This is a genomic window from Curtobacterium sp. RM9 (assembly GCF_054956955.1).
Genome location: NZ_CM143271.1, coordinates 2,067,491 through 2,092,423, shown reverse-complemented (window position 1 = coordinate 2,092,423; position 24,933 = coordinate 2,067,491). Strand labels below are relative to the sequence as shown.

At 70.1% G+C, this 24,933-nt stretch carries 27 protein-coding genes; 21 read left to right on the top strand and 6 right to left on the bottom strand.

Annotated elements, in window-relative coordinates; translation table 11 throughout:
• The first annotated feature begins 120 nt into the window (after positions 1 to 120).
• The gene (gene ftsY, locus ACY3FI_RS09905; RefSeq protein WP_462547364.1) at positions 121 to 990 is read left to right on the top strand and encodes a signal recognition particle-docking protein FtsY; all 870 of its coding nucleotides are present in this window, start codon (positions 121 to 123) and stop codon (positions 988 to 990) included.
• Positions 991 to 1,080: 90 nt separating this feature from the next.
• A complete protein-coding gene (locus ACY3FI_RS09900) occupies positions 1,081 to 1,239 on the top strand; it encodes a DUF4175 domain-containing protein (RefSeq protein WP_137767577.1) in 159 nt (52 codons plus the stop codon).
• Between the two features lie 99 nt (positions 1,240 to 1,338).
• On the opposite strand, the gene lipA is transcribed toward ACY3FI_RS09900, so the two are convergent.
• Both lipA and lipB read right to left on the bottom strand, forming a co-directional pair.
• Positions 1,339 to 2,322, bottom strand: coding sequence for a lipoyl synthase (gene lipA / locus ACY3FI_RS09895; RefSeq protein WP_462547363.1), 984 nt, complete (start codon positions 2,320 to 2,322; stop codon positions 1,339 to 1,341).
• Positions 2,319 to 3,026 (bottom strand): lipoyl(octanoyl) transferase LipB, encoded by a 708-nt coding sequence (gene lipB / locus ACY3FI_RS09890; RefSeq protein ID WP_462547362.1) that lies wholly within the window; start codon positions 3,024 to 3,026, stop codon positions 2,319 to 2,321. Before lipB ends, lipA begins: the two co-directional genes overlap by 4 nt.
• Before the next feature lie 94 nt (positions 3,027 to 3,120).
• Here lipB and ffh point away from each other — a divergent pair, with 94 nt between their 5' ends.
• The gene (gene ffh, locus ACY3FI_RS09885; protein WP_462547360.1) at positions 3,121 to 4,680 is read left to right on the top strand and encodes a signal recognition particle protein; all 1,560 of its coding nucleotides are present in this window, start codon (positions 3,121 to 3,123) and stop codon (positions 4,678 to 4,680) included.
• A gap of 71 nt (positions 4,681 to 4,751) precedes the next feature.
• Here the strand turns inward: ffh and ACY3FI_RS09880 are convergent, their stop codons facing one another.
• Complete coding sequence (locus tag ACY3FI_RS09880) at positions 4,752 to 5,882, bottom strand: glutamate--cysteine ligase (protein ID WP_462547359.1); 1,131 nt, start codon at positions 5,880 to 5,882, stop codon at positions 4,752 to 4,754.
• A 126-nt stretch (positions 5,883 to 6,008) separates the two neighbouring features.
• Here ACY3FI_RS09880 and aroA point away from each other — a divergent pair, with 126 nt between their 5' ends.
• The 8 genes from aroA (at position 6,009) to trmD (ending at position 15,552) form a co-directional block, all read left to right on the top strand.
• Positions 6,009 to 9,260, top strand: coding sequence for a 3-phosphoshikimate 1-carboxyvinyltransferase (gene aroA, locus ACY3FI_RS09875; protein ID WP_462547358.1), 3,252 nt, complete (start codon positions 6,009 to 6,011; stop codon positions 9,258 to 9,260).
• The gene (locus ACY3FI_RS09870) at positions 9,257 to 10,426 is read left to right on the top strand and encodes an acyl-CoA dehydrogenase family protein (protein WP_462547357.1); all 1,170 of its coding nucleotides are present in this window, start codon (positions 9,257 to 9,259) and stop codon (positions 10,424 to 10,426) included. Before aroA ends, ACY3FI_RS09870 begins: the two co-directional genes overlap by 4 nt.
• Before the next feature lie 88 nt (positions 10,427 to 10,514).
• A complete protein-coding gene (locus tag ACY3FI_RS09865) occupies positions 10,515 to 11,339 on the top strand; it encodes an SDR family oxidoreductase (protein ID WP_462547356.1) in 825 nt (274 codons plus the stop codon).
• A 4-nt stretch (positions 11,340 to 11,343) separates the two neighbouring features.
• On the top strand, positions 11,344 to 13,467 hold the full coding sequence (locus tag ACY3FI_RS09860; RefSeq protein WP_462547354.1) for an FAD-dependent oxidoreductase: 2,124 nt from the start codon (positions 11,344 to 11,346) through the stop codon (positions 13,465 to 13,467).
• Positions 13,468 to 13,635: 168 nt separating this feature from the next.
• Positions 13,636 to 14,052, top strand: coding sequence for a 30S ribosomal protein S16 (rpsP, locus tag ACY3FI_RS09855; protein WP_462547353.1), 417 nt, complete (start codon positions 13,636 to 13,638; stop codon positions 14,050 to 14,052).
• A 4-nt stretch (positions 14,053 to 14,056) separates the two neighbouring features.
• Positions 14,057 to 14,293 (top strand): RNA-binding protein, encoded by a 237-nt coding sequence (locus ACY3FI_RS09850; protein WP_022902329.1) that lies wholly within the window; start codon positions 14,057 to 14,059, stop codon positions 14,291 to 14,293.
• 19 nt (positions 14,294 to 14,312) lie between these two features.
• Entirely contained in the window at positions 14,313 to 14,855 is a 543-nt protein-coding gene (gene rimM / locus ACY3FI_RS09845) for a ribosome maturation factor RimM (protein WP_462547352.1), read from the top strand.
• A 7-nt stretch (positions 14,856 to 14,862) separates the two neighbouring features.
• Positions 14,863 to 15,552, top strand: a complete 690-nt coding sequence (trmD, locus tag ACY3FI_RS09840) for a tRNA (guanosine(37)-N1)-methyltransferase TrmD (RefSeq protein WP_462547351.1) — start codon at positions 14,863 to 14,865, stop codon at positions 15,550 to 15,552.
• Between the two features lie 224 nt (positions 15,553 to 15,776).
• Here trmD and map read toward each other — a convergent pair whose 3' ends face one another.
• Entirely contained in the window at positions 15,777 to 16,568 is a 792-nt protein-coding gene (map, locus tag ACY3FI_RS09835) for a type I methionyl aminopeptidase (RefSeq protein ID WP_462547350.1), read from the bottom strand.
• A gap of 165 nt (positions 16,569 to 16,733) precedes the next feature.
• Here map and rplS point away from each other — a divergent pair, with 165 nt between their 5' ends.
• From rplS to ACY3FI_RS09785, 10 genes are all read left to right on the top strand, one after another.
• A complete protein-coding gene (rplS, locus tag ACY3FI_RS09830) occupies positions 16,734 to 17,087 on the top strand; it encodes a 50S ribosomal protein L19 (RefSeq protein ID WP_462547349.1) in 354 nt (117 codons plus the stop codon).
• Positions 17,088 to 17,208: 121 nt separating this feature from the next.
• On the top strand, positions 17,209 to 17,955 hold the full coding sequence (gene lepB / locus ACY3FI_RS09825; RefSeq protein ID WP_462547348.1) for a signal peptidase I: 747 nt from the start codon (positions 17,209 to 17,211) through the stop codon (positions 17,953 to 17,955).
• Positions 17,952 to 18,656, top strand: coding sequence for a ribonuclease HII (gene rnhB, locus ACY3FI_RS09820; protein WP_462547347.1), 705 nt, complete (start codon positions 17,952 to 17,954; stop codon positions 18,654 to 18,656). Before lepB ends, rnhB begins: the two co-directional genes overlap by 4 nt.
• Positions 18,657 to 18,691: 35 nt before the next feature.
• Positions 18,692 to 19,015, top strand: coding sequence for a DUF2469 family protein (locus ACY3FI_RS09815; RefSeq protein ID WP_462547346.1), 324 nt, complete (start codon positions 18,692 to 18,694; stop codon positions 19,013 to 19,015).
• A 113-nt stretch (positions 19,016 to 19,128) separates the two neighbouring features.
• Positions 19,129 to 19,485 (top strand): histone-like nucleoid-structuring protein Lsr2, encoded by a 357-nt coding sequence (locus tag ACY3FI_RS09810; protein ID WP_462547345.1) that lies wholly within the window; start codon positions 19,129 to 19,131, stop codon positions 19,483 to 19,485.
• A 157-nt stretch (positions 19,486 to 19,642) separates the two neighbouring features.
• Positions 19,643 to 20,011 (top strand): YraN family protein, encoded by a 369-nt coding sequence (locus ACY3FI_RS09805; RefSeq protein ID WP_462547344.1) that lies wholly within the window; start codon positions 19,643 to 19,645, stop codon positions 20,009 to 20,011.
• The gene (locus tag ACY3FI_RS09800) at positions 20,008 to 20,976 is read left to right on the top strand and encodes a YifB family Mg chelatase-like AAA ATPase (protein WP_462547343.1); all 969 of its coding nucleotides are present in this window, start codon (positions 20,008 to 20,010) and stop codon (positions 20,974 to 20,976) included. Before ACY3FI_RS09805 ends, ACY3FI_RS09800 begins: the two co-directional genes overlap by 4 nt.
• Positions 20,977 to 21,133: 157 nt before the next feature.
• Positions 21,134 to 22,228, top strand: a complete 1,095-nt coding sequence (locus ACY3FI_RS09795; RefSeq protein WP_462547342.1) for a hypothetical protein — start codon at positions 21,134 to 21,136, stop codon at positions 22,226 to 22,228.
• A gap of 81 nt (positions 22,229 to 22,309) precedes the next feature.
• Complete coding sequence (locus ACY3FI_RS09790) at positions 22,310 to 22,840, top strand: hypothetical protein (RefSeq protein WP_462547341.1); 531 nt, start codon at positions 22,310 to 22,312, stop codon at positions 22,838 to 22,840.
• A 196-nt stretch (positions 22,841 to 23,036) separates the two neighbouring features.
• Positions 23,037 to 23,486 (top strand): hypothetical protein, encoded by a 450-nt coding sequence (locus ACY3FI_RS09785; protein ID WP_462547340.1) that lies wholly within the window; start codon positions 23,037 to 23,039, stop codon positions 23,484 to 23,486.
• Here the strand turns inward: ACY3FI_RS09785 and ACY3FI_RS09780 are convergent.
• Entirely contained in the window at positions 23,483 to 24,259 is a 777-nt protein-coding gene (locus tag ACY3FI_RS09780) for a hypothetical protein (RefSeq protein ID WP_462547339.1), read from the bottom strand. The two genes, ACY3FI_RS09785 and ACY3FI_RS09780, sit on opposite strands and share 4 nt — an antisense overlap.
• A complete protein-coding gene (locus ACY3FI_RS09775) occupies positions 24,256 to 24,849 on the bottom strand; it encodes a hypothetical protein (RefSeq protein ID WP_462547338.1) in 594 nt (197 codons plus the stop codon). Before ACY3FI_RS09775 ends, ACY3FI_RS09780 begins: the two co-directional genes overlap by 4 nt.
• Between the last annotated feature and the right edge of the window lie 84 nt (positions 24,850 to 24,933).

Below are 24,933 nucleotides of genomic sequence, written 5' to 3'. Positions count from 1 at the left end.
GGCGTCCCGGGCCTGGATCGTCCCAGACCGTACTGACGGGTGCGCCGAAGTGGAGTACTCCCCTTCAGCACCCAACGATACCGGGCACGGCACCCATCCGCCGCGCTCTAAGCTGGGAACATGGCGAGTACCTGGTCACTGTCCTCCCGGCTGCGCGGGCTGTTCCAGCGCAAGACGATCGACGAGACCACGTGGGACGACCTCGAGACCGCGTTGATCGGCGCCGACTTCGGCCCGGACATCACCGAGGAGGTCGTCGAGGACCTGCACGCGCGCGTCGACCGGTACGGCACCACCGACCCGGCCGACCTGCAGCGCATGCTCCGCGAGGTCCTCGAGGAGCGCCTGTCGAAGCTCGACACGACGCTCAAGCTCAGCAACCGGCCCGCCGTCGTGCTCGTCGTGGGCGTGAACGGCGTGGGCAAGACCACCACGATCGGCAAGTTCGCGAAGTTCCTCAAGACGTACGACCGCACGGTCGTGGTCGGCGCAGCGGACACGTTCCGCGCGGCCGCCGTCGAGCAGGTCGCGACGTGGGCCGAGCGTGCCGGAGTCGAGGTCGTCCGGCCGTCGCAGCCCGGCCAGGACCCGGCGTCCGTGGCGTACCAGACCGTCGAGAAGGCCATGCGCGACGGCACCGAGATCGTGGTGATCGACACCGCCGGCCGGCTGCACACCAAGGCCGGGCTGATGGACGAACTGTCGAAGATCAAGCGCGTCGTCGAGAAGCAGACCGAGATCGCCGAGGTCCTGCTCGTGCTCGACGCCACCACCGGGCAGAACGGGCTCGCGCAGGCGCAGGCCTTCATCGAGGGCGCCGGCGTCACCGGGCTCGTCATCACGAAGCTCGACGGGTCCGCCAAGGCCGGCTTCGTGCTCAGCGTGCAGGAGAAGACGGGCATCCCGATCAAGCTCATCGGACAGGGCGAGGGCATCAACGACCTCACCGGCTTCACGCCGCACGTGTTCGTGCAGAACCTGGTCGGCTAGCGACCGAGCGAACGCGATCGTCCCGCAGCGAGTAGCGTCTCGGACGGCCCGGGCACCCGCTCGGTCTCGTTCCAGGGATTGGAGACCCTCATGCCCGCACTGCTGATCATCGCGATCATCGTCGGCCTCGTCCTGCTCTTCAGCGGCATCTTCGTCGGTGCGCTGAAGTTCCTGCTCTGGGTGGGCATCGTGCTCATCCTGCTGGCGGTCATCGGCTGGCTCCTCCGGAGCATCCGCGGCCGCGCGTAGCGACCGACCGTCGCGTCCCGACGCGACCACCTGACACACGGGAGGCGCGGTGCCGGCTGGCACCGCGCCTCCCGTGTGTCGTCGGCCGTCTCCACCGCCTCACACGGCCTGCCGTCCGGGCGACGCGTCGAGCAGGTGCGCCAGGTGCGGCGGGACGGTCCCGCCGCGCGCCACCGTGGCGCGAGCCCAGAGGCGGCCGGCCCGGTAGGACGAGCGCACCAGCGGCCCGGCGAGCACCCCGGCGAACCCGATCCGTTCGGCGACCTCGCGGAGCTCGACGAACTCCTCCGGCTTCACCCAGCGGGCGACGGGCAGGTGTCGGGGCGACGGGCGGAGGTACTGCGTCAGCGTGATGATGTCCGTCCCGGCGTCGAACAGCTGGTGCAGGGCGTCCTCGACCTCGGCCCGCTCCTCGCCCATGCCGAGGATGAGGTTCGACTTCGTCACGAGCCCCGCGTCGTGCCCCTGCGTGAGGACGTCGAGCGAGCGGTCGAAGCGGAAGGCCGGTCGGATCCGCTTGAAGATCCGGGGGACCGTCTCGACGTTGTGCGCGAAGACCTCGGGGCGGGCGTCGAAGACCTGGCCGAGCTGGTCCGGTCGGCCGTTGAAGTCCGGCACCAGGATCTCGACGCCGGTGCCGGGCGACTGCTCGTGGATCTGCCGGATGGTCTCCGCGTAGAGCCAGGCGCCGCCGTCGTCGAGGTCGTCGCGGGCGACGCCGGTCACGGTCGCGTACCTGAGTCCCATCGACACGACCGAGTCCGCGACGCGGCGGGGCTCGTCGCGGTCGAGGTCCTCGGGCTTGCCGGTGTCGATCTGGCAGAAGTCGCACCGACGGGTGCACTGCGAGCCGCCGATGAGGAACGTGGCCTCGCGGTCCTCCCAGCACTCGAAGACGTTCGGGCAGCCGGCCTCCTGGCACACGGTGTGCAACTGCTGCTCGCGCACCAGCCCGGAGAGCTCACGGAAGGCCGGACCCTGCGTGGCGCGTGTCTTGATCCACGCGGGCTTGACCTCGATGGGGGTCTCGGCGTTGCGGGCCTCCACGCGCAGCATGCGGCGGCCCTCGGGGGCGATGGTCATGCGGTGACCTCCTGTCGTGTGCGGTCGTGCATGGCGTCGTACGCGCGCTGGATGCCGGGGCCGACGAGCGCGGCGGCGTCGTCGACGGTGACCGTGCGTGCGGCTGCGCGGGAGAGCGTGGTGACGCCGGCGTCGGCGATGCCGCACGGAACGATCGCGGCGTAGGCGTCGAGCGCGTTGTCGCAGTTCAGGGCGATGCCGTGGCTGGACACCCCCTCGGCGACGTGCAGCCCGATCGCGCCGACCTTGTCGTGCGCGGCCCCCGCCGCGCCGGTCGGGTCGGCACCGCCGTCGGCGGCCGTCCCGACCGGGCGGGGGACCCAGGCGCCGCTCCGACCGGGCACCCGCTCGGCGTGCACGCCGAGCGCGGCCGCCGCGTCGATGAGGACCTGCTCGAGGGCGCGCACCCAGGCCACGACGTCGAGCGGCTCGGCGAGCCGGACGACCGGGTAGGCGACGAGCTGCCCCGGCCCGTGCCACGTGATGCGGCCGCCGCGGTCCACCTCGACCACGGGGGAGCCGTCGGTGGGCAGGTCGCCCGGCTCGGTGCGGCGGCCGGCGGTGAAGACGGACGGGTGCTCGCAGAGGACGACCGCACCGGGGGAGCGCCCCGCGACGACGTCGGCGTGGAACGCGCGCTGTACGGCCAGGCCGTCCGGGTAGTCGAGGACCCCGGGCCAGCGGATGATCTCCAGTTCCGGCATGCCAGCACCGTACCCCCGTTGTTGGACGGCGTCCAACAACCCCTGGTCTCCAGCGCAGAGGCCGCCATGGCCGGGGCGGTAGGATCGACGGATCATGGCGCAATTCGGCTCACTCTCCGATCGGCTGACCGAGACCTTCCGCAACCTGCGGAGCAAGGGCCGGCTGACTCCGTCCGACGTCGACGGCACCGTCCGCGAGATCCGCCGGGCCCTGCTCGACGCGGACGTCGCGCTCGAGGTCGTCAAGTCCTTCACCGCCTCCGTCCGGGAGCGTGCGCTCTCCGACGAGGTCAACAAGGCGCTCAACCCGGCCCAGCAGGTCGTCCAGATCGTCAACGAGGAACTCGTCGGCATCCTCGGCGGGCAGCAGCGCCGCCTCGAGTTCGCCAAGCGGCCGCCGACGGTCATCATGCTCGCCGGCCTCCAGGGCGCGGGCAAGACCACCCTCGCGGGCAAGCTCGGCAAGTGGCTCAAGAAGGACGGCCACACCCCGATGCTCGTCGCCGCGGACCTCCAGCGGCCGAACGCGGTGCAACAGCTCCAGGTCGTCGGCGAACAGGCCGGCGTGCACGTCTTCGCGCCGGAGCCCGGCAACGGTGTCGGCGACCCGGTCAAGGTCGCCAAGAACGCGATCAAGGCCGCCGTCGACCAGCAGTACGACACGGTCATCGTGGACACCGCCGGTCGTCTCGGCGTCGACGCCGAGCTGATGAAGCAGGCGGCGAACATCCGCAAGGCCGTCGACCCGGACGAGGTCCTCTTCGTCATCGACGCGATGATCGGTCAGGACGCCGTCGTGACCGCCCGTGCCTTCCAGGAGGGCGTCGACTTCACCGGCGTCGTCCTGTCGAAGCTCGACGGCGACGCCCGCGGTGGTGCGGCGCTGTCGGTGGCGAGCATCACCGGTCGTCCGATCATGTTCGCGTCCACGGGTGAGGGGCTCGACGACTTCGAGCCGTTCCATCCGGACCGCATGGCGAGCCGCATCCTCGACCTCGGCGACATCCTGTCGCTCATCGAGCAGGCGCAGTCGGCGTTCGACGAGGACGAGGCCCGCAAGGTCGCCGAGAAGATCGCGACCGACTCCTTCACGCTGAACGACTTCCTCGAGCAGATGCAGCAGCTCCGCAAGGCCGGGTCGATCAAGGGCATGCTCGGCATGCTCCCGGGCGCCAAGGGCATGCGCGAGGCGCTCGACAACTTCGACGAGGGCGAGATCGTCCGCACCGAGGCGATCATCCAGTCGATGACGAAGCAGGAGCGCGAACTCCCGAAGCTCCTCAACGGCTCCCGTCGCCTCCGCATCGCGAAGGGCTCTGGCACGACCGTGACCGAGGTCAACGCCCTCGTGAACCGGTTCGAGCAGGCCGCGAAGATGATGAAGACCGTCGCACGGGGCGGCGTTCCGCAGATGCCGGGCATGGGACCGATCCCGGGCATGCACGGCGGCAAGAAGAAGCAGCAGCAGGCCGGCGGCGCGAAGAAGAAGAAGGTCGGCAACCCGGCCAAGCGCGCGGCGCTCGCGTCCGGCGCGGCCGCGCAGCCGCAGCAGCAGGCGCCGAGCGGGTCGGGCTTCGGCTTCGGCGGCGCCAAGGGCACCAAGGCGCCCACCGAGGAAGAGATGCAGTCCCTGCAGAAGTTCCTGGGTCGCTAGACGCGACCCCCTGACGGACGGGAGGCGCGGTGCCAGCTGGCACCGCGCCTCTCGTCCGTCCACCGCAGCGTCTAGAGCGACTCGCGCAGCTCCGTCACCAGGTGGCGGACCACGGCGCGCAGGTCGCCGCCGTTCTCCTGGGCGACGATGAGCTGGCGCTGGTACGACGCTCCGTCCGCGATCATCTGGTCGAGGTGGTGCAGCTCGTCCTGGCAGCCGAGGCGCTCCGCGATCGGGTCGAGCCGCTGCACGAGGTCGTGGACCTCGTCGGTGACGAGCCGCTCGTCGCCCGCGGCGTTCGTGATGATCTCGGCCTCCATGCCGTACCGGGCCGCGCGCCACTTGTTCTCGCGGATGAACCACGGCTGCATGCTCGGCAGGGTCTCACCGCGGTCGAGTCGGTCGGACAGGGCGGTGACGAGGCACTGCACGAACGCGGTGACCGCACCGACCTCGTGCAGGGTGGAGATGCCGTCGGAGACCCGGTTCTCGAGCGTGCCCCAGCCCGGTGACGGGCGGATGTCCCAGCGGAGGTCCTTGAAGCCGTCGATGACACCGGTCTTCGTCAGGTCGTCGACGACGCCCTCGAAGCCGGACCAGGCCTCGATCTGCGGCGGGAGCCCGCCGGTGGGGAGCTGCTGGAACATCAGGGCCCGGTTCGAGGCGTACCCGGTGTCGGTGCCGCCCCAGAACGGACTCGACGCGGTGAACGCCTGCAGGTGCGGGACGTAGGCGAGCATCGCGTTCATGATCGGGACGGCCTTGTCGCGGTCGTCGATGCCGACGTGCACGTGCACGCCCCAGATGAGCATCTGCCGACCCCACCAGCGCGTCCGGTCGATCAGCGTCGTGTAGTGCTCGCTGTCCGGCGTGATCTCCTGCTGGTCCCAGACCGCGAAGGGGTGCGTGCCGGAACACATCACCTGCGCGTCGAGCGGCTCGGCGGCGTCCACGACCTCGCCGATGATGCCGGACAGCTCGGCGGTCGCGTCCCGCACCCGTTCGTGCACGCCGGTCACCACCTCGACCGTGTTGGTGAGGAGTTCCTCGGTCACCCGGTCGTGGTCGCCGAGGCGTTCCTGCACGGCCCGGATGACGGCGGGCGCCCGCGGCGTCAGGTCGCCCGTGTCGCGGTCGACCAGCGGCAGCTCCCACTCGACGCCGATGGTCGACGGGTGGGATTCTGTGAAGCGGATGTCCATGCGGCCATCCTGCCCGGTCGGTCGTCGGTGGTGCACAACGAACTCGACGGCCGGTCGTGCACCTCGCGTCAGCGAAAGTTCCACTGCGGTACTACCGTGGAACCGCTCACAGGGAATGAGGTACGCATGCAGTTGGTCGTGCGCGGCACGTCCGCACCACTCGTCGGGGAACTCGACGTCCCCGTCTCCAAGTACCACGCGCACCGCGCGCTGGTGCTCGCCTCGCTGGCCGAGGGGACGAGCATCGTCTCCGGGATCAGCGCCACCCGCCAGGTCGAGTGGACGATCGGCACGCTCCGTGCCCTCGGCGTCGACGTCAAGCGACGCGGCGACGCGTACCACGTGACCGGGCTCGGGGGGCGTTACCGTGCGACGGACGTCGTCGACCACGGCTCGCGCGGCGCGGACGGCGTGCTCAACATGGGCTCGTCGGGCACCACGCTCTACTTCATGACCGGGCTGGCGTCGCTCGCCGACCGGCCGATGACGCTCTCCGGCATGAAGTACTTCCAGCGCCGCCCGATCAAGGCGCTGCTCACCTCGCTCACCCAGATGGGCGTCGAACTCGAGGCCACCGACGACTGCCCGCCGGTGACCGTCCAGCCGAAGCGGCCGCGTGGCGGCGACGTCACGATCGCAGGCACCCTGTCGCAGTGGATCTCCGGGCTGCTGCTCGTGGCGCCCTTCGCCGAGCGGGAGACGCGCGTCCACGTCACGGGCGAGCGGCTCAACGAGCAGCCCTACGTCGAGTTGACGGTCCGGATGATGCGGCAGTTCGGCCTCGTCGTCGAGGTCTCCGACGACTGGCTCGAGTACCGGATCCCGGCCGGCCAGCAGGCCACCCCGCACGACGTCGTCATCCCGCCGGACATCGGGTCGGCCGCCTTCGGCATCGCCGCTGCCGCGACCCGTCCGTCCGACGTGCTGCTCCGCGGCCTCACCACGACCACCACGGCCGAGACGGACCACCCGGAGAGCGAGTTCCTCGACCTGGCGACCGCGATGGGCGTCCCGATGCACATCGACGCGGCGACGGGCTTCGTCCGGATCCAGCACGACGGCTCTCCGCTCCGAGCGCTCGACGTCGACTGCCGTCCGATCCCCGACCTGCTGCCCGTCCTGTCCACGATGGCGACCGCCGCCGAGGGCACGTCACGCCTCTGGAACGTCGCGCACATCCGGCTCAAGGAGTCCGACCGGGTGTCGGCGATGCTGCAGCTCAACCGGCTGGGGGGCCGCGCCGAGCAGGGCGCCGACGAGCTACGCGTGACCGGCGTGCCCCGCGGGGCGCTGCACGGCTCACCGATGTCCTCCTTCAACGACCACCGCGTGCTCATGTCGCTCGCGGTCGCGGCGGCCGGCGCCGAGGGGACGTCCTCGCTGACCTACCCGCACGCGTACCGGATCTCCTACCCGACGTTCCTCGAGGCCATGAACGCGGTCGGGCTCGACCTCTCGGTGGGCGATGCGCCGGCCGGCTCGGGTGCCGCCGGTGGCGTCGGTCGGCGCGCGGCGGCCGGTGCGTCGGGCGCTCCGCGCGTCGGTCGGCACGGGGTCCCGGCGTCTGCACGCACCCACCTCGGGTCGCCCTCGCCGGCGTCTCCGGACGGAGACCGCGTCGGGGCAGGTGCCTCGACCGCCGCCGGTGCTGTCGGCACCGCCGATGGGGCCCTCGGCGTGGACGCCGATCCGCTCGTGCTCAGCGAGCAGGTCCGACGCCTGTCCCGGGAGACGCCCGACGCCGTCGCTGTCGTCGAGGTCGGCGGGGCCGAGCCCGTCGAGACGACGTGGCGCGAGCTGCAGGACGAGGCCGACCGGGTCTCCGCCCTGCTGCTCGAACTCGGTGTCCGCACCGGCGAGTCCGTCGCGATGCAGCTGCCGAACTGGCGCGAGTTCGTCGCGATCACGCTGGGGACGATCCAGATCGGCGCGGTAGCGACGCCGATCATGCCCGTGTTCGGACCGCGCGAGACGACGATGACCCTCGCCCGGTCGAAGGCCCGCGTGGTCTTCCTGCCGAACGTCTTCCGGAAGCGGCGCCCCGCGCTCGAACTGCTCGACGTGGTGGACGAGGCGCGGTCGCAGCGCCGACGGCTGTCGGTCGAGCACGTCGTCGTGCTCCGCTCCGAGGCACGCGGGCGTGGCGACACCCCGACCAACCAGCCTCCGCTGCCCACGGACGCCACGGCCCGGGTGGCGGCGAGCAACTGGAACTGGCACTACCACGACACCGCACTCGACGCCGTACGGGTGGACCCGGACGAGATCGCCGCGCGGGCGCCCGGCCCGGACGACGTGTGCCAACTGCTCTTCACGAGCGGCACGACGGGGGAGCCGAAGGGCGTGCAGCACCCGCACCGGACGCTCGGGCTCGCGACGGCGATGCACGTCGCCCGGTCCGGGCTGACGGGTACCGACCGGGTCTACGTCCCGTCCCCGCTGGCGCACCAGACGGGCTTCCTCTACGGCATGCTGCTGGCGTTCCGGCTCGGGGTGGCGCAGGTGATCCAGCCCGTGTGGGACGGTCGGGTGGCGCTCGAGCAGGCCTTCGGCGCGGCGCGGGCGACCTTCGTCCAGTGCGCGACGCCGTTCCTCACCGACCTCGTCGACCTCGTCGAGGCCGGTGCTCCGGCACCAGCGAGCCTGCGGGTCTTCGTGCCGACCGGGGCTGCGGTGCCGCGAGCGCTGGCACAGCGGGCGAGCGCCGTCCTCGGCAGCGCGATCCTCGGGGCGTTCGGCACGAGCGAGACCTGCCTCGGGGCGCTGTCCAGCCCGAGCGACGACCCGGCCGACGCGTACGGACACGACGGCCGGGCGCTGCCGGGCATCCGGATCCGGATCGTCGACGACGAGGGCCACGAGCTGCCGGCCGGCACCGAGGGGAACTTCGAGCTGACCTCGCCGACGATGTTCGACGGGTACCTCGACCGGCCCGACCTCACCGACGACGTCTTCACGGAGGACGGCTGGTACCGAACCGGCGACCTGGCGACGGTGTCCGAGCAGGGGTTCCTGTCCATCACCGGCCGGGTCAAGGACGTCATCAACCGCGGCGGCGAGAAGATCCCGGTCGTCGAGATCGAGAACCTGCTCTACCAGCACCCGCTCGTCACCGACGTCGCGATCGTCGCGATGCCGGACGAGCGCCTGGGGGAGCGGGCGTGCGCCTTCGTGGTGCCGGCTGCCGGTGGAGAACGTCTCTCGTTCACCGCCATGCAGCAGGCGCTCGACACCGCCGGCGTGAGCAGGTACTACTGGCCGGAACGACTCGAGTACATCGCCGAGCTGCCGCGCAACGCGGTCGGCAAGGTCCAGAAGAACGTCCTGCGCGAGCAGGCAGCCGCACTCGTCGGGACGAAGGAGAACGAGACACGATGACGCTGGTCACGGAAACCGCCACCGAGCAGGACTTCCAGCAGCTCAAGGCCGAGGTCACCGCGTGGGTGCGCGGTCGCGGCGAGGAGTGGGCGGAGGAGATCGAGCGCACCGGGACGGTCGCGCCGGAGCTCTTCCAGGAGCTCAAGGACAACGGCTGGCTGTCGCTCGCGGCTCCCGCCGAGCTCGGCGGACGCGGCCTCCCGTTCTCGCGCTACCTCGAGGTGATGGAGGTGATCTCGCGTTCGCACGCCTCGATCCGCATGCTCGTGCACGTCATCAACGGCACCTGGCGCGCGATGCAGCCGTACGCCACGGCGGAGCAGATCGAGCAGGTCGTGAAGCCGAGCGTCGCCGGGGACGCGCTCGTCGCCTTCACGCTGACCGAGGCCACGGCGGGCACCGGCGCGGACATCCGGACGACGGTCCGCCGCGAGGGCGACACGTACGTGATGAACGGTGAGAAGCACCTCATAACGTTCGGCGTGCAGGCCGACTTCTGGCTCATCGCCGCGCGGCTCGAGGGTACGAGCGGCCAGGACGGCACGGTCGCGTTCCTGATGCCGAACATCGGACTGCCGGGTGCCGAGGTGATCGACGACTCCGACACCATGGGCATCCGCGGCACCGACCACGCGATCCTCCGGTTCACCGAGACGCCGGTCCCCGCCTCCGCCCGCCTGGGTGAGGAGGGCCAGGGCCTCGAGGTCGCCCTCGGCGGGTTCCTCCTGCCGAGCCGCGTGTCCGTCGCGATGAGCGCCGTGGGGCTCGCCGAGCGCGCGAACGAGCTCGCCGTCGCGTACGCGAACCGGCGCGAGACGTTCGGCAAGAAGCTCTCCGATCGTCAGGCGATCCAGTTCTACCTGGCCGAGAACTACGCCGACATCGCAGCGGCCCGCGCCCTCGTGCTCGAGGCCGCTCGCGCCTACGAGGAGGGTCGGCCCGACGCCGGGACACTCTCCAGCGCCTCGAAGATGGTCGCCGTCGACATGCTCGCGCGGGTCACCGACAAGGCCCTCCAGGTGCACGGCGGGCAGGGCTACTGGAAGCGCAACGCCATCGAGCGCGTGTACCGCGACGCCCGCGCGCAGCGCTTCGAGGAGGGCACCAACGAGATCCAGAAGCTCGTCGTCGGCCGCGCCGTCGTGACCGGCCAGGCCGGGTTCTGAACCGCACCCCACCACCGGACCGGAGGCGCGGGGCGGGCCCGCCCCGCGCCTCCAGTCCGTCCGAACCATCGTGAGCAGAAGGACCGTCGTGACCGACCCCACCAACGCACCCATCGCACTCATCACGGGTGCCTCGCGCGGCATCGGCCGCCTGCTCGCCCGCAAGCTGGGCGAGCGCGGCGTCACCGTCGTCGTGACGTACAAGGGCAACGCCGAACTGGCGGAGCAGTCGCTCGCCGACGTCCGTGCCGCTGGCGGCGACGGGATCACCGCGCAGGTCGACATCGAGCAGCCGGAGTCGATCGACGCGCTCTTCGACGTCGTGCGCGACACCTACGGCCGACTCGACATGTTCGTCGCGAACGCCGCTGCCAGTGCGTTCAAGCCGGTGCGGGACCTCAAGCTGCACCACCTCGACCGCAGCTACGCCACGAACGCGCGCTCGTTCGTGCTCGGCGCGCAGCGGGCCGCGGAGCTCATGGACCGCGGCGGCCGCATCGTCGTCGTGACGAGCTACGGCTCGCTCCGGGCGTTCCCGACGTACGCGGCGCTCGGCGCGGCGAAGGCGATGACCGAGGCGTACACGAAGTACATGGCGGTCGAGTACGGTCCGCGGCAGATCACCGTCAACGCCGTGAACGGCGGGCTCATCGACACCGATTCGCTCGACTACTTCTACGGCGCCGTGCCGGGCATGGCGCCGATGGACTCCGTGCTCGAGAAGCTCCCGCTGCAGCGGCCGGGCACGGCGGACGACATGGCCGACGCCATCGACTTCCTGCTGTCCGACAAGGCGTCGTACATCACCGGGCAGACGCTCTCGGTGGACGGCGGACTGACCGTGATCGCGCCGCCGTACTGGGCCGACACGACCTCGCCGCTCCGTGACGCGGTGCTGCCTGCGGCAGAGTAGGACCATGAGCAGCGTCGCTTCCGCCCCCGTCGTGCCCGCGTCCCTGCGGGCCGTCGCCTCGCCGTGGACCCTCGGCCCCCTCCGCCTGCCCAACCGGGTGGTGATGGGCTCGATGCACACCGGGCTCGAGGTGCAGGACGACGGCGGGGCCGGCATGGCGGCGTTCTACCGGGAGCGCGCGGCCGTCGGCGCGGCGTGCATCATCACCGGCGGCATCGCGGTGAGCGACGAGGCGCGCGGCGGACCCGACTTCGCGGTGTTCGGCGTCGGGGGAGCGGACGAGCGGTTCCGGGTGGCCGTCGACGCCGTTCACCAGGAGGGCGGCGTGGTCCTCGCACAGCTCTTCCACGCCGGTCGGTACGCGCTCGTGTCCGGGCTGCTCGACCGGAACGGGGACCCGCAGCGGGCCGTCGCGCCGTCCGCGCTGCCGTGGGCGGCTGCGCGCGGGGTCGTCCCGGTCGCGCTCTCCGGCGCCGAGGTCGAGCGGACGATCGCGGACTTCGCCGCCGCAGCCCGCAGCGCTCGGGCGATCGGCTTCGACGGCGTCGAGATCATGGCGTCGGAGGGGTACCTCGTCAACCAGTTCCAGTCGCCGCTGACGAACCACCGCGACGACGAGTGGGGCGGCACCCCGGCGAAGCGGCGGCGCTTCGCGGTCGAGGTCGTCCGCGCCGTCCGGGCCGCGGTGCCGGACCTCGCCGTGACGATCCGGCTCTCCGGCGACGACCTCATGCCCGGGTCGTCCACCCCCGAGGACGTGGAGGCACTGGTCCGCGAGCTGCTGCCGACCGGCCTCGACGGCATCTCGGTCGGCATCGGCTGGCACGAGTCCCGGACCCCGACCGTGCAGGCATCGGTGCCGCACGGCGCGTGGATCGCGACGGCGAACCGGATCGCCGCGGTGGTGCGGGAGTCCGACCACCCGGAGGTCCGCGTGATCGCCTCGAACCGGATGACGGACCTCCGCGACGGCGAGGCGGTGCTCGCCGACGGTCTGGTCGACGCGGTGGCCCTCGCGCGCCCGTTCCTCGCGGACCCGGCGATCGTGCAGCGCTCGCTCGCCGGTCGGTTCGACCTCGTGAACACGTGCATCGGGTGCAACCAGGCGTGCCTCGACCGCTCCATCGTCGGGCAGCCGGTGTCGTGCCTGGTCAACCCGCGGGCCGCCCGAGAGGTCGCCTACCCGGCGCGCCCGACGGCGGAGCCGAAGCGCGTCGCCGTCGTCGGGGGCGGTCCGGCCGGGCTCGCCGCGGCGGTGGACGCGGCCAGGCGCGGGCACGACGTCACCGTCTGGGAGGCGTCCGACCGGCTCGGCGGACAGTTCGACCTCGCCGCGCTCGTGCCCGGCAAGGAGGACTACGCCGCGACGGTCCGTGCCGCGCGCGCCGAGCTCGAGCAGCGCGGTGCCGTGGTCCACCTCGGCCGTCCCGCCACCGCGGACGACCTGCTCGGCAGCGACGCCGTCGTGCTCGCCTCCGGGGTCGTCCCGCGCACGGTCGCCCTGCCCGGCGCCGACCTGCCGCACGTGCTGAGCTACGAGCAGGCCCTGCGCGAGGGCGTCCCCGACGGGACCGTCGCGATCATCGGCGGCGGCGGTATCGGCGTCGACACGGCGGCGTTCCTCACCGAGTCGCCCGACGAGACCGTCCGCGCGGGCGAGTTCGCCGCCCGGTGGGCGGTCCCGGTCGCCGAGGACGTCGTCGGCGACCTGCCCCAGCGCCAGCCGACGGCGCGGCGCACCACCCGGCCGGGGGAGCAGGTCACCGTGCTCCGACGCAGCGGGAAGTTCGGCCAGGGCATCGGCCTGACCTCGCGCTGGGTCGCGCTCGGGCGGCTCCGCGATGCCGGTGTCCGGATGGTCGGCGGGGTGCAGGCGTACCTGGCGATCGAGCCCGGGGTGCTCCGCATCCGCGACGAGGACGGTGTCGAGCGCGCGGTCCCCGCGGACACCGTCGTGGTCTGTGCGGGCCAGGAGCGGGCGATCGACGACGCCGACGACCTGCCGACGGCACTCCGGGCGTCCGGCGTGCCGTTCGCGGCGGTCGGGGGTGCCCGGGACGCCCGGAGCGTCGACGCGGTCCGCGCGACGGCCGAAGCGCTCGAGGCCGTGCGGCGACTCGCCCCCTGACGGCGCGTCCCGACTCGCTTCTCGGCGGGAAACCTGCAAGAATGAACGGTCGAATCGTGTCCGCTCGACCCTCTATCCAGCGGTGCACGGTCTCATCGAGCTTCCACCGCGCGTGCCCCCACGCCCGCGGTTCCGGTTCAACCACAACAACACGCAACAGGAGTAATTGTGGCTGTCAAGATCCGTCTCAAGCGCCTCGGCAAGATCCGTGCGCCGTACTACCGCATCGTCGTCGCCGACTCGCGCACCAAGCGCGACGGTCGTGTGATCGAGGAGATCGGTCAGTACCACCCCACCGAGGAGCCCTCGGTCATCAAGATCGAGTCCGAGCGTGCGCTCTACTGGCTCGGCGTCGGCGCGCAGCCGACCGAGCAGGTCGCGGCGCTCCTCAAGCTCACGGGCGACTGGGGCAAGTTCAAGGGCGAGGGCAACACCGAGTCCACGGTCAAGGTCCGCGAGCCGAAGCAGGCCTTCGTCGCCGACTCGGCCAAGAAGCCGGTCCTCAAGCCGAAGTCGGAGAAGAAGGCCCCCGAGGCCCCCGCCGCCGACACGGCCGACGACGCCGCCGAGACGACCGAGGCCTGATTCCTTGCTCGAATCCGCGCTGACGCACCTCGTCAAGGGGATCGTCGATCACCCCGACGACGTGCGCGTCGCCAGTTCCACCTCCGCGCGGGGCGAGGTCCTCGAGGTGCGTGTGCACCCCGAGGACCTCGGCCGCGTGATCGGTCGCGCCGGACGGACCGCGAAGGCGCTCCGCACCCTCGTCTCGGCTCTCGCCGACGGCAAGCGGGTGCGGGTCGACGTGGTCGACACCGATTCCTAGGGAGACGACCCAGCTCCGGGTGGGTCGAATCACGAAGGCGCACGGGCTCAAGGGCGGCATCAAGCTCGAGCTCTACACCGACGACCCGGATCGTCGGTTCACGCGCGGAGCGGTCTTCACGCTCCAGGTCCCCGCGGAGTCCCCGTGGTCCGGCAAGACGATCACGCTGGACGAACTCCGCTGGTACAACGGCCACCCCGTGGCCTTCTTCGAGGGCGTCGCGGACCGGTCCGCCGCCGAGACCCTCGCACGAGCCATCCTGTGGGTCGAGCAGGACGCCGACGCCGAGACCGGTGAGGACGACGCCTGGTACGACCACCAGCTCGTCGGGCTCCGCGTCCTCCGCGACGGTGTCGAGGTCGGCACGGTCGCCCGCGTCGACCACCTGCCCGCGCAGGACCTGCTCGCGATCGACACACCCTCGCGCGGCGAGGTGCTCGTGCCGTTCGTGTCCGCGATCGTCCCGTCCGTGGACATCGAGGCGGGCACCGTCACGGTGACGCCGCCGACCGGGCTGTTCGAGGACCCCGAGGACACCTCGCGGCCCGAGACGATCTCGTAGGCACGTCGTGCGTATCGACATCGTCACGATCTTCCCCGAGTTCTTCTCGGTCCTCGACGTCTCCCTGCTCGGCAAGGCGCGCGTCGACGGGCTGCTCGACGTGCACGTGCACGACCTCCGCTCCTGGACGACGGACCGGCACCGCACCGTCGACGACACCCCGTACGGTGGTGGCGCCGGCATGGTGATGAAGCCCGAGCCGTGGGCGCAGGCGCTGTCGGCGGTCCTCCGTCCGGACGGGTCCTCGACGCTCGTCGTGCCGACGCCGGCCGGGACCCCGTTCCGCCAGTCCATCGCACGCTCGCTCGCGTCGTCGACCGACCACCTCGTGTTCGCCTGCGGGCGGTACGAGGGGATCGACGCCCGGGTGTTCGAGTGGGCCGCGTCGCGCTGCTCGGTCGTCGAGCTGTCCCTCGGCGACTACGTGCTGAACGGCGGCGAGGTCGCGGCGATGGCCATGATCGAGGCCGTGGGGCGGCTCGTCCCCGGCGTGGTCGGCAACCCGGAGTCGCTCGTCGAGGAGTCCCACGAGGACGGCCTCCTCGAGTACCCGTCCTACACGAAGCCGGCCGTCTGGCGTGACCTCGAGGTCCCGGACGTCCTGCTCAGCGGGCACCACGCCCGCGTCGCCGCGTGGCGGCACGAGCAGCAGGTGGAGCGGACGCGGCGCGTCCGACCCGACCTGCTGCCCGAGTAGCAGCGCCGCCTCGCTGCGCTCCCTGGCGCTCGCGCGGCGGTCTGTCGGACCGGGGGAGCGACGGGCTGCCGCGTACCGTCCGGCGTGATCTGTCGCTTCCGCGTGAGCATCCCGGGCCGACGGACTGGAGGCGCGGGGCGGGCCCGCAGCGCGCCTCCAGTCCGCGGCACGGCCGGCCCGCCGCTGGCCCGTCGGTCCGGGACCGGCGGTGTGGGCCCCGTCCGTCAGGCGGTCGCCGCGGTGCGCTCGGCGCGTCGCAGGGTGAGCACCTCGGGTCCCGCGTCCGTGACCGCGACGGTGTGCTCGACGTGCGCCGCACGCGAGCCGTCGACGCTCTTCAGCGTCCAGCCGTCGTCGTCCTGGTACAGCTCGTCGGTGCCCTGCATCAGCCACGGCTCGATCGCGACGACGAGGCCCGGGCGCAGCTTCAGGCCGCGACCCGGACGGCCGTCGTTCGCCACGTGCGGCTCGCCGTGCATGGTGCGGCCGACGCCGTGGCCGCCGAACTGCGTGTTCACGCCGTAGCCCGCGTCCTTCGCGACCCGCCCGATGGCGTACGAGACGTCGCCGAGCTTGTTGCCGGGCCGGAACTGCTCGATCCCGGCCGCGAGGGCGCGCTCGACGGTGTCGACGAGGCGCTGGTCCTCCTCGCGCGGGGTGCCGACCTGCACGGTGACCGCGGAGTCCGCGACCCAGCCGTCGACGCTCGCGGCGAAGTCGAGGCTGACGAGGTCGCCGTCGGCCAGCACGCGGTCGTACGGCAGCCCGTGCAGGGCCGCGTCGTTGACGGACGTGCAGAGGTTCCGACCGAAGGGCGAGTTGCCGAAGGAGGGGTGGTAGTCGACGTAGCAGCTCACGGCACCGCGGTCGGCGATCATGCGGGCGGCGACCCGGTCGAGGTCGAGCAGGTTCACACCCACGTCCACCGTGACCAGGAGCTCGTCGAGGACGTCGGCGACGAAGCGCCCGGCTGCCCGGAGTCCGTCGAGCTCGGCGGGGGTGCGCAGTTCGATCATGCGTCCATCCTGGTCGTTTTGCCCACGGGGTTCTCTGTGGCAAGATGGACCGCTGTGCCCTGGCTGGACTCTGCCACGGGGGAGTCGCCGATTCCGGGCACGAACACTTCTTTTCAAAACACCGATCCGCGGCGACCCGTGCGCGTCCGCAGAGAGTGAACGATCATGCAGCTCCTCGACCACGTCGACGCAGCGTCCCTGCGCAGCGACGTCCCGGACTTCCGTCCCGGCGACACCATCAAGGTGCACGTCAACATCATCGAAGGCACGCGCTCGCGTGTCCAGGTGTTCCAGGGCGTCGTCATCGGGCGTCAGGGCCACGGCCTCGGCGAGACCTTCAAGGTCCGCAAGGTGAGCTTCCAGGTCGGCGTCGAGCGCTGGTTCCCGGTGCACTCGCCGATCATCGACCACATCGAGATCGTCACCAAGGGTGACGTCCGTCGTGCGAAGCTCTACTACCTCCGCGAACTCCGCGGCAAGGCGGCCCGCCGCAAGATCAAGGAGAAGCGCGACTCCTGATCGCCTTCACAGTGAGCGTCCGCGAGCCGGACGCCGCTGTCGGCCCCTCGCCCATGTACGGTTGTGCATCGGCGGGGGGCTTTCCCGTTCCCGGGGAAGCGTGGTCTGGACGAGAGTGGAAATGACGGACATCACCGAGGAGCCGGGGCGCAGGCCTCGACCCGAGAAGCGGCGGAACGGCGTCCTGACATTCCTCCGGGACCTCGTCATCATCTTCGTCGCGGCACTCCTGGTGTCGTTCCTCGTGAAGACGTTCCTGATCCGGTCGTTCTACATCCCGTCGGCGTCGATGGAGAACACGCTGCAGATCAACGACCGCGTGATCGTCAACGAACTCGTGCCGGGCACCGTGGCGCTCAAGCGCGGCGACGTGGTCGTCTTCAAGGACCCGGGTGGATGGCTCACCGGCGCGGACGTGCCGAACGTCGCGCCCACGACGCAGCCCGCCAAGGCGATCGACTGGTTGCTCACGCAGGTCGGCCTCGGCACCGGTGACAGCGACGACCACCTCATCAAGCGTGTCATCGGCCTGCCCGGTGACAAGGTGTCCTGCTGCAACGACCTCGGGCAGATGTCCGTCAACGGCGTGCCGATCAAGGAGCCCTACCTCAAACTGCCGCCGGGGGAGACCCGCGCGTCCGGCACCGACTTCTCCGTCACCGTGCCGAAGGGGACGATCTGGGTGATGGGCGACAACCGCTACGACTCGAAGGACTCCCGGTACAACGGGGACACCCCCTCGAAGGGCTTCGTGCCGCTGTCCGACGTGACCGGCCGCGCCTTCGTCATCTCGTGGCCGTCCAGCCGGTGGACCTGGCTCGACGACCACCCCGAGGTGTTCGCCGGCGTGGAGGAGCGCGGCAAGTGACCGCGGTCCGTCCCTCCCTGCGCGTCGAGAAGAAGCTGCTCGGCGCAGGACGGGTCACGGTGATCGGAATGGACGAGGTCGGCCGCGGCGCGATCGCCGGTCCCGTCGCGGTCGGCGTCGCCGCGGTCACGATCGACGTGGCGCGGGTGCCGCAGGGCCTCGCGGACTCGAAGCTCCTCAGTGCGGCACGGCGGACCGAACTCGTGCCGGTCGTGCGACGGTGGGCGCGGACGGCCGTGGGCATGGCATCGGCAGAGGTGGTCGACGTGCAGGGGATCGTCCCGGCGCTCGGTCAGGCCGGCGCTGCGGCGCTCGGAGCCCTCGTGGCGGACGGGCTCGAACTGGACGGCGCCGTGGTCGTGCTGGACGGGTCGTTCGACTGGCTGAGTCGCGCGGTGCCGGCGGCGCTGCGCCCGTCGACCCCGCTCGACGTGGTGGTCAGGGTGAAGGCCGACCGCGACTGCGCGTCGGTGGCCGCGGCCTCGGTCGTCGCGAAGGTGGAGCGCGACGCGCTCATGGTGGCCGCGCACGACGACGCACCGCACTACGCGTGGGCGTCGAACAAGGGGTACGGCTCCACCGCGCACTACGACGGGATCCGGTCGATGGGGGCGCACGCGCTGCACCGGAAGAGCTGGCTGCACCAGGCGTCGAGCGTGGCCCTGGACGGCTTCGAGGAGCTCGCGGACGCCTCGGGGTGAACCCGTCCGGCCGCTCGCCGTAGACTGGCGGCGAGATGGATGACGACGAATTCGACGACTACGACCGCGAGGTCGAACTTGCCCTCTACCGCGAGTACCGCGACGTCGTGTCGCAGTTCCGGTACGTGGTCGAGACCGAGCGGCGCTTCTACCTGGCGAACGAGGTGGAACTGACCCGCCGCGACACCGAACACGATTTCTACTTCGAATTGTCGATGAACGACGTGTGGGTGTGGGACGTCTACCGTTCCGACCGCTTCGTGAAGTCGGTCCGGGTGTTGACGTTCAAGGACGTCAATGTCGAGGAACTCACCGCGCGCGAACTCGAACTCCCGAAGGAACTCGCACTCGACGAGTGACCTTCATGTTCTTCGGGCATTGCTGAGGATCGCCGACGCAATTGCGCGCGGAATTGCTGCACGCGATATCGTGGACGCGATTTCCTCCCGCCCCCGATCCCAGGAGCAGCACAATGGCACAGAAGGTCACCGTCCAGCTCGTCGACGACCTCGACGATTCCCCCATCACCGACGGGGCGGGTCGCACGGTCGAATTCGCATTCGACGGCTCGAACTACGAGATCGACCTGTCCGACGACAACGTCGACAAGTTCCGAGAGGCCATCTCCGACTACGTGGCGGCGGCACGCAAGGTCTCCGGTCGTCGTTCGGGCGGTGCGAGCTCCTCGGCGCCGAAGTCGGCACCGAAGCGCGGCAATTCCGAGGAACTCGCGAAGATCCGGGAATGGGCGAAGGAGAACGGTTACGAGGTCTCGAGCCGCGGGCGTATCTCCACGCAGGTGCAGGAAGCCTACGCAGCCGCACACTGACCGCAGCGTGACACCGAACGGCCCGGGTGAGGACATCACCCGGGCCGTTCGTGCGTCCTCCACGTCGGTCACCTGACCGGTCGTCGTCCACAGACGCGCGGTTGCGTCGTCGAGGAGGTGGAGCGGGAATGCATCGTTGCCGTCGGAGGGCAACGACATGGAGAGAACACCGCTGCACAACACCCGGGTCGGTCGGATCGGGGAGGACCACGCTGCCGACTGGCTCGAGGCGAACGGGTACCGCATCGTCGAGCGCAACTGGCGATGCGCCCGGGGCGAGATCGACGTCGTCGCGTGGGACGCGGGCACCCTCGTCTTCGTCGAGGTGAAGACCCGGACCGCGGCGGCGACGGGGCATCCCTTCGAGTCGGTCACCGCGACGAAGGTCGCACGGCTCCGCCGGCTCGTGCCGGCGTGGTTCGCGGACCACCCGCGCGTGACGGCGCGCGCGATCCGGATCGACGTCGTCGCGGTGCACCTGGACGACGACCGCGTCGCCGTCGAGCACGTGGCGGGTGTGCTGTGACGGTCGAGATCGGGCGCGCCGCCGCGATCGCGTTGCTCGGCGTGCAGGGGCGGGTGATCGAGGTCGAGGCGCACCTGACGAGCCAGCTGCCGGGCTTCACGATCATCGGGTTGCCGGACACCTCGCTCGGCGAAGCCCGCGAGCGGGTCCGATCGGCGCGGGCGGTGGCCGACTGCCCCCTGCCGGCGCGGCGGATCACCGTGAACCTGACCCCGGCGTCCATCCCGAAGCGCGGGTCGGGGTTCGACCTCGCGATCGCGATGGCAGTGCTCGGTGCCGAGGGACTCGCGCCGGCCGTCGACCGCGCCACGGCGTACATCGGCGAGCTCGGCCTCGACGGGCGGGTGCGACCGGTACCGGGGGTGATCCCGATGGTCTGCGCCGCGCGTGACGCCGGGTTGCGGCAGGTCGTCGTGCCGGTCGGGAACCTCGCCGAGGCACGGGTCGTACCGGGCGTCGCGGTGACCGGCGTGACGTCGCTCCGCGAGGCCGCCGTCCTCGCCGGGGCGCTGCTGCCGACCGTCGAGACCGAACCCGTCCTGCTGCCACCGGTCGCCGAGACCGTGCCGGAGCCGCGGGACCTCGCGGACGTCGTCGGGAACCCGGTCGGGGTGCGCGCCGTGATCGCCGCGGCCGCCGGCGGACACCACGTGCTGCTCGTCGGACCTCCGGGCGCCGGCAAGACGATGCTCGCTGAGCGGCTGCCGGGGCTGCTGCCCGACCTCGACCCGGACGCGGCGCTCGAGGTCGCAGCCGTCCGGTCGGTGAGCGGTCTCGGCGACCGCTCGTGGAGCGTCCGCCCGCCGTGGGAGGCCCCGCACCACTCGGCGTCCGCCGTCGCGCTCATCGGGGGCGGAACCGGACTGCTCCGACCAGGAGCGGTCTCGCGGGCGACCCGGGGCGTGCTCTTCCTCGACGAGTCAACGAATTTGATTTACCAGTCCGTCCCACGTTTGTCCTGCTAGAGTTGTTGCTGAGGATGTAGGCCAGCGGCCACGTCACGTGCACGGCATGATCGGCAGTTGCAGGGCCCACTTCTGGGTCTCCTACCGAGGAACCGGCTCGTCGGTCACCAGCGGTGACGACTTCGCATCGACGTTTCGTCCTACCTAGGAGACTGCCATGGCCCGCAGAAGCGGCTTCAGCACGTCAGGGGACTTCCTGACTCGCACCCCTGACGGGCGCGACCTCAACTCGATCTGGTCCGAGTTCGTTCAGACGCTGAACATGTACAACGAGCGTCCTGTCGCGATCGCAAACCTGTTCACGTTCTCGACCACGGCCTCGGGCGACTCGATCCTCCAGGCCGTAGACAGCGATGGCTTCGAGCGCCAGTCGGAGTTCGGCGCCCCGAAGGCGCTGCGCGCAACTTCCGACGTGCTCTCGATGGGATTCCCGCTCGAGTGGTACGACAGCGCGACCCGCTACACGCGGAAGTTCCTGCGTGACGCGCCCGCCGCGCAGGTTGAGGCACAGCACGACCAGCAGATGGCCGCGGCGAACAAGCTGCAATACGTGGCCACCTTCCGCGCCCTCCTGACTCGGACTGACCCGGCTGCTCGTCCGGTCAACGAGACGGGTGCCGTCATCTACCCGTTGTGGGACGGGGCAGCCGATTCAATCCCGCCCGCCTACGCAGGCCAGACCTTCAGCGGGGGTCACCAGCACTACCTGACCACGCAGTCCACGCAGGTCGACGGTCAAGATCTGGCGGACCTCATCCGTCACATCACGGAGCACGGTTACGGTACCGCGGCCAACGAACAGGTCGTGATCCTGGTTCACCCGAACCAGGGCGCTGCGATCCGCGGCTTCCGCATCGGGGCGAACTCGCCCTTCGACTTCATTCCGGCAGAAGGTGCCCCCGCCTTCCTCAGCAGCGAGAACGTGATCGGGTCGCAGCCGCCAGCGGTGTTCAACAACCTGCCTGTCATCGGCTCCTACGGCAAGGCCCTCATCATCGAGGACTACTACGTACCGAACGGGTACGTCATCGCTCTCGCCACCAGCGGACCTGGCTCTGTCCGGAACCCGCTGGCTCTGCGCCGTCACGTGAACGTCGAGTCGCAGGGACTCCGACTGATTCCGGGCAGTGACCGTTACCCGCTGATCGATTCGGTCTACGAACTCGGCTTCGGCATCGCGGTCCGCCACCGCGGTGCAGCCGCAGTCGTGCAGGTCACCACTGACACGACCTACACGAGCCCCGTGATCTGACAAGCCTGCGTGGCACCGGTCCTGGCGGGGAGTCGGTGCCACGCAGTTCCCCGCTACTCCCCGCCGCAAAGGAGCAAGAACATGAACAGTGTGAGCCCGTCCCTAGCTGCTGCCGTCGATCAGATGGAGGCAACCATGCAGACAGTTCGCCGTCTGACTGAGGCCAATCGTCTGCTCGCCGACCCGCAGGTCGGTGATCCGTACATCATCGAATCACTCGCCTCCAACGTGCATGGGCAGTGGACGGAGGTCGATCACGAACGGCTCGATCGTGAGCTCGTTCACCCGGGCTCGGTGCCGCGTGTCACTCGCGCTGACCACGTGGAGGACGTCCGAGGCTGGGAGCTCGAAGCCCACACCGTGCTGGCAGCGGACGTGGATGAGGTGACGCCGCCTACCAATCGCGGTCGGTTCCGACCCGCGTTTGATGTGTGCCAGCGGTGCGCGAATCCGCTGCACCCTGGCTCGGTCAGCCGTCAGCCGTACCGCGTCCTGTGGATCGGTAAGGGGGTCTACATCGCTGAGTTCCACTTCTGCGAAGCGGTGTGCGTGCCCTACTTCGAGCGCATTTTCCCGACCGTGAAGTGGGAGGAACGACACCATGCAGTGTGAAGCGACGGCATCAACGCCAGGTCGACCCAACTTCGGCAAGCAGTGCCAACGTCGGGCAGTGCACGGCACGACCCGTTGTGAACGTCACGGAGGGCAGCGGGCTGCCACCAGCGCTCTGCCCGGGGCGGCGACGCTCCCCGAGCGTCTGAAGTGCGGACGGACGCGCCGAAATGGGGAGCAGTGCAAGAACTACGCCATGCGTGGGACCACCGTGTGTCGTAAGCACGGTGGCACCGCGCCTCAGACGCAGAAGCGTGCGCGAGAACGGCTGATGGAGATGGTGGATCCGGCTATCGTCCAGCTCCATCGCATCCTCGAGAAGGACACGACCACGGACGCCGACAAGCTCCGCGCCATCACAATCGTGCTCGACCGGACGGGCTACGGTCGAGAGGCGAAGCTTGAGGTCGAGGTCAAGCCGTACGAGAAGCTGATGGAAGGCATCATCATCCGACGGCCGGAAGCCGAACTGGCGGCGGGGGGAGAGTCGGAGGACCCAAACATCATCGACGCTGAGGTTGTCGAGGATGCTGAGCCCGCGCCGGGCGAACCACGGATTGTTGACCAGCGCATCGAATCCGACGAGCCGCGCGCGCCGTTCCGGCCGTACATCGTCGGGTCAGCCAACCCAATCCGACGGCGCTAGACAGGAGCGATAAGCCCTTCCGTCTCGACTCGGCGCTGGCCGACCCAGGTGATTTCGGCCACTTCCCCGTCGAAGTGAACGTAGTGCCGATCATGCAACTGACGGAGCGTTCGAGGGAGGTTGGAGCGCATCTTCTGTGGCACCAGCGCGCCGAGTTCCTTCTTCGTAAGCTTCTTCCCCGCCCAGTAGAGGACGACGAGGAAGTGATCAGACGCCTGCACGTCCTTCAAGATTCGAGGGAACCCATCGAACTCCTGGATCATCGGGACGTCGCGGCTGACAAGCTCCTCGATGAGGCGCTGAGCTTCTGCCGGAGGCACATTGTGGTAATGCCGTACCAGCTCGGCCAGGACCCAACTCATGTTGGCGACGATGAGCGACGCGTCCTGGATGTTCGGATCGATGCCATCACGCAGGTGCGCTGTGTTCCGCCTGTTGCGGATGTCGTAGATCACTCGCACGGCCCGGGGGATGTGCAACCGCATCGAGTCCGTTGCTGTTGAGGAGGGAGCGGCGCTCTCGGCGGCCTTGATGGCTTGGTCCATCTTGAAGGTGCTCGAATTCAGCGGCGTGTAGCTGCCCGTGGTGGCCCACTGGAAGATACGTCCGACGGCTTCTGAGAATCGGCCACCATCAACGGCCTGGGGCCGGAAGTCGCCCAGATGGAAGCGTCGTTTCGCCTCACTGAAGGCGTCGAGTGTTTCGCCAACGAGTTCGGAGGGAACACCCTGGGCGATCATGCCCTGCTCGACGAGCTGTCGCGTCGTGGTCACGCGCCAGACACGCCGCGCACAGCGTCAACCACCCGTGCCAGCTCCTGCTGAGCTTCGGACCTGGGCTTCAGGACCCGCTTGTCATCCGGTCCCGTCGCGTTCCAGCCCGGGACCTCTCGCATGTAGCGCTTAAAGTTTTTCGAGTCGTAGCAGTTCAGCCGCACGCACTCTTGGCGAATCACCTCGACCGAAGCGCTCGCTCGATCGAGGCCGAAGACATGCGCCCCAGCAATGAGGATCGCTACTGATCGAATCTGCGCCGCTGTCGAACTCCCCAGTTTGCGGGCGGATGGATTGAGGCCCGGCTCTCCGGAGCTGTCGAGGAAGAACACTTCTTCCAGTTCGGACCGCCCAATAGATGTCTCGCGATCGAAGGCGTCGAAGAAGTCGGCATCGTCCACGCGCTTGATCTCACTCTCTTCGTGAGCCAGCGAGTCATCGGCGCGGCGCTCCTGCTCGCCGCGCTTGGGGTTCTCGCCCGGAGTGAGCAGCTTGACCGCGGTCTGAAAAGCTGTCTCATACAAGCTTTCTGGGACTCCAGACGCCTCTACCGCGTTCCAGGCCTTCTTCAGCACGTCGTTCGGGTCCATGTGCTCCCTCTCAAGTTTGATGATCGATCACATGTTGACCTACGGAGCCCTGGCGACCCACACGACACGCTGCCCGAAATCGTC

Bases quoted from the DNA above. Each gene is read 5' to 3' on its own strand.
- ftsY (WP_462547364.1), top strand. From the start codon at position 121: ATGGCGAGTACCTGGTCACTGTCCTCCCGGCTGCGCGGGCTGTTCCAG.
- ACY3FI_RS09900 (WP_137767577.1), top strand. From the start codon at position 1,081: ATGCCCGCACTGCTGATCATCGCGATCATCGTCGGCCTCGTCCTGCTC.
- lipA (WP_462547363.1), bottom strand. From the start codon at position 2,322: ATGACCATCGCCCCCGAGGGCCGCCGCATGCTGCGCGTGGAGGCCCGC.
- lipB (WP_462547362.1), bottom strand. From the start codon at position 3,026: ATGCCGGAACTGGAGATCATCCGCTGGCCCGGGGTCCTCGACTACCCG.
- ffh (WP_462547360.1), top strand. From the start codon at position 3,121: ATGGCGCAATTCGGCTCACTCTCCGATCGGCTGACCGAGACCTTCCGC.
- ACY3FI_RS09880 (WP_462547359.1), bottom strand. From the start codon at position 5,882: ATGGACATCCGCTTCACAGAATCCCACCCGTCGACCATCGGCGTCGAG.
- aroA (WP_462547358.1), top strand. From the start codon at position 6,009: ATGCAGTTGGTCGTGCGCGGCACGTCCGCACCACTCGTCGGGGAACTC.
- ACY3FI_RS09870 (WP_462547357.1), top strand. From the start codon at position 9,257: ATGACGCTGGTCACGGAAACCGCCACCGAGCAGGACTTCCAGCAGCTC.
- ACY3FI_RS09860 (WP_462547354.1), top strand. From the start codon at position 11,344: ATGAGCAGCGTCGCTTCCGCCCCCGTCGTGCCCGCGTCCCTGCGGGCC.
- map (WP_462547350.1), bottom strand. From the start codon at position 16,568: ATGATCGAACTGCGCACCCCCGCCGAGCTCGACGGACTCCGGGCAGCC.
- rplS (WP_462547349.1), top strand. From the start codon at position 16,734: ATGCAGCTCCTCGACCACGTCGACGCAGCGTCCCTGCGCAGCGACGTC.
- lepB (WP_462547348.1), top strand. From the start codon at position 17,209: ATGACGGACATCACCGAGGAGCCGGGGCGCAGGCCTCGACCCGAGAAG.
- ACY3FI_RS09815 (WP_462547346.1), top strand. From the start codon at position 18,692: ATGGATGACGACGAATTCGACGACTACGACCGCGAGGTCGAACTTGCC.
- ACY3FI_RS09810 (WP_462547345.1), top strand. From the start codon at position 19,129: ATGGCACAGAAGGTCACCGTCCAGCTCGTCGACGACCTCGACGATTCC.
- ACY3FI_RS09805 (WP_462547344.1), top strand. From the start codon at position 19,643: ATGGAGAGAACACCGCTGCACAACACCCGGGTCGGTCGGATCGGGGAG.
- ACY3FI_RS09795 (WP_462547342.1), top strand. From the start codon at position 21,134: ATGGCCCGCAGAAGCGGCTTCAGCACGTCAGGGGACTTCCTGACTCGC.
- ACY3FI_RS09790 (WP_462547341.1), top strand. From the start codon at position 22,310: ATGAACAGTGTGAGCCCGTCCCTAGCTGCTGCCGTCGATCAGATGGAG.
- ACY3FI_RS09785 (WP_462547340.1), top strand. From the start codon at position 23,037: ATGCGTGGGACCACCGTGTGTCGTAAGCACGGTGGCACCGCGCCTCAG.
- ACY3FI_RS09775 (WP_462547338.1), bottom strand. From the start codon at position 24,849: ATGGACCCGAACGACGTGCTGAAGAAGGCCTGGAACGCGGTAGAGGCG.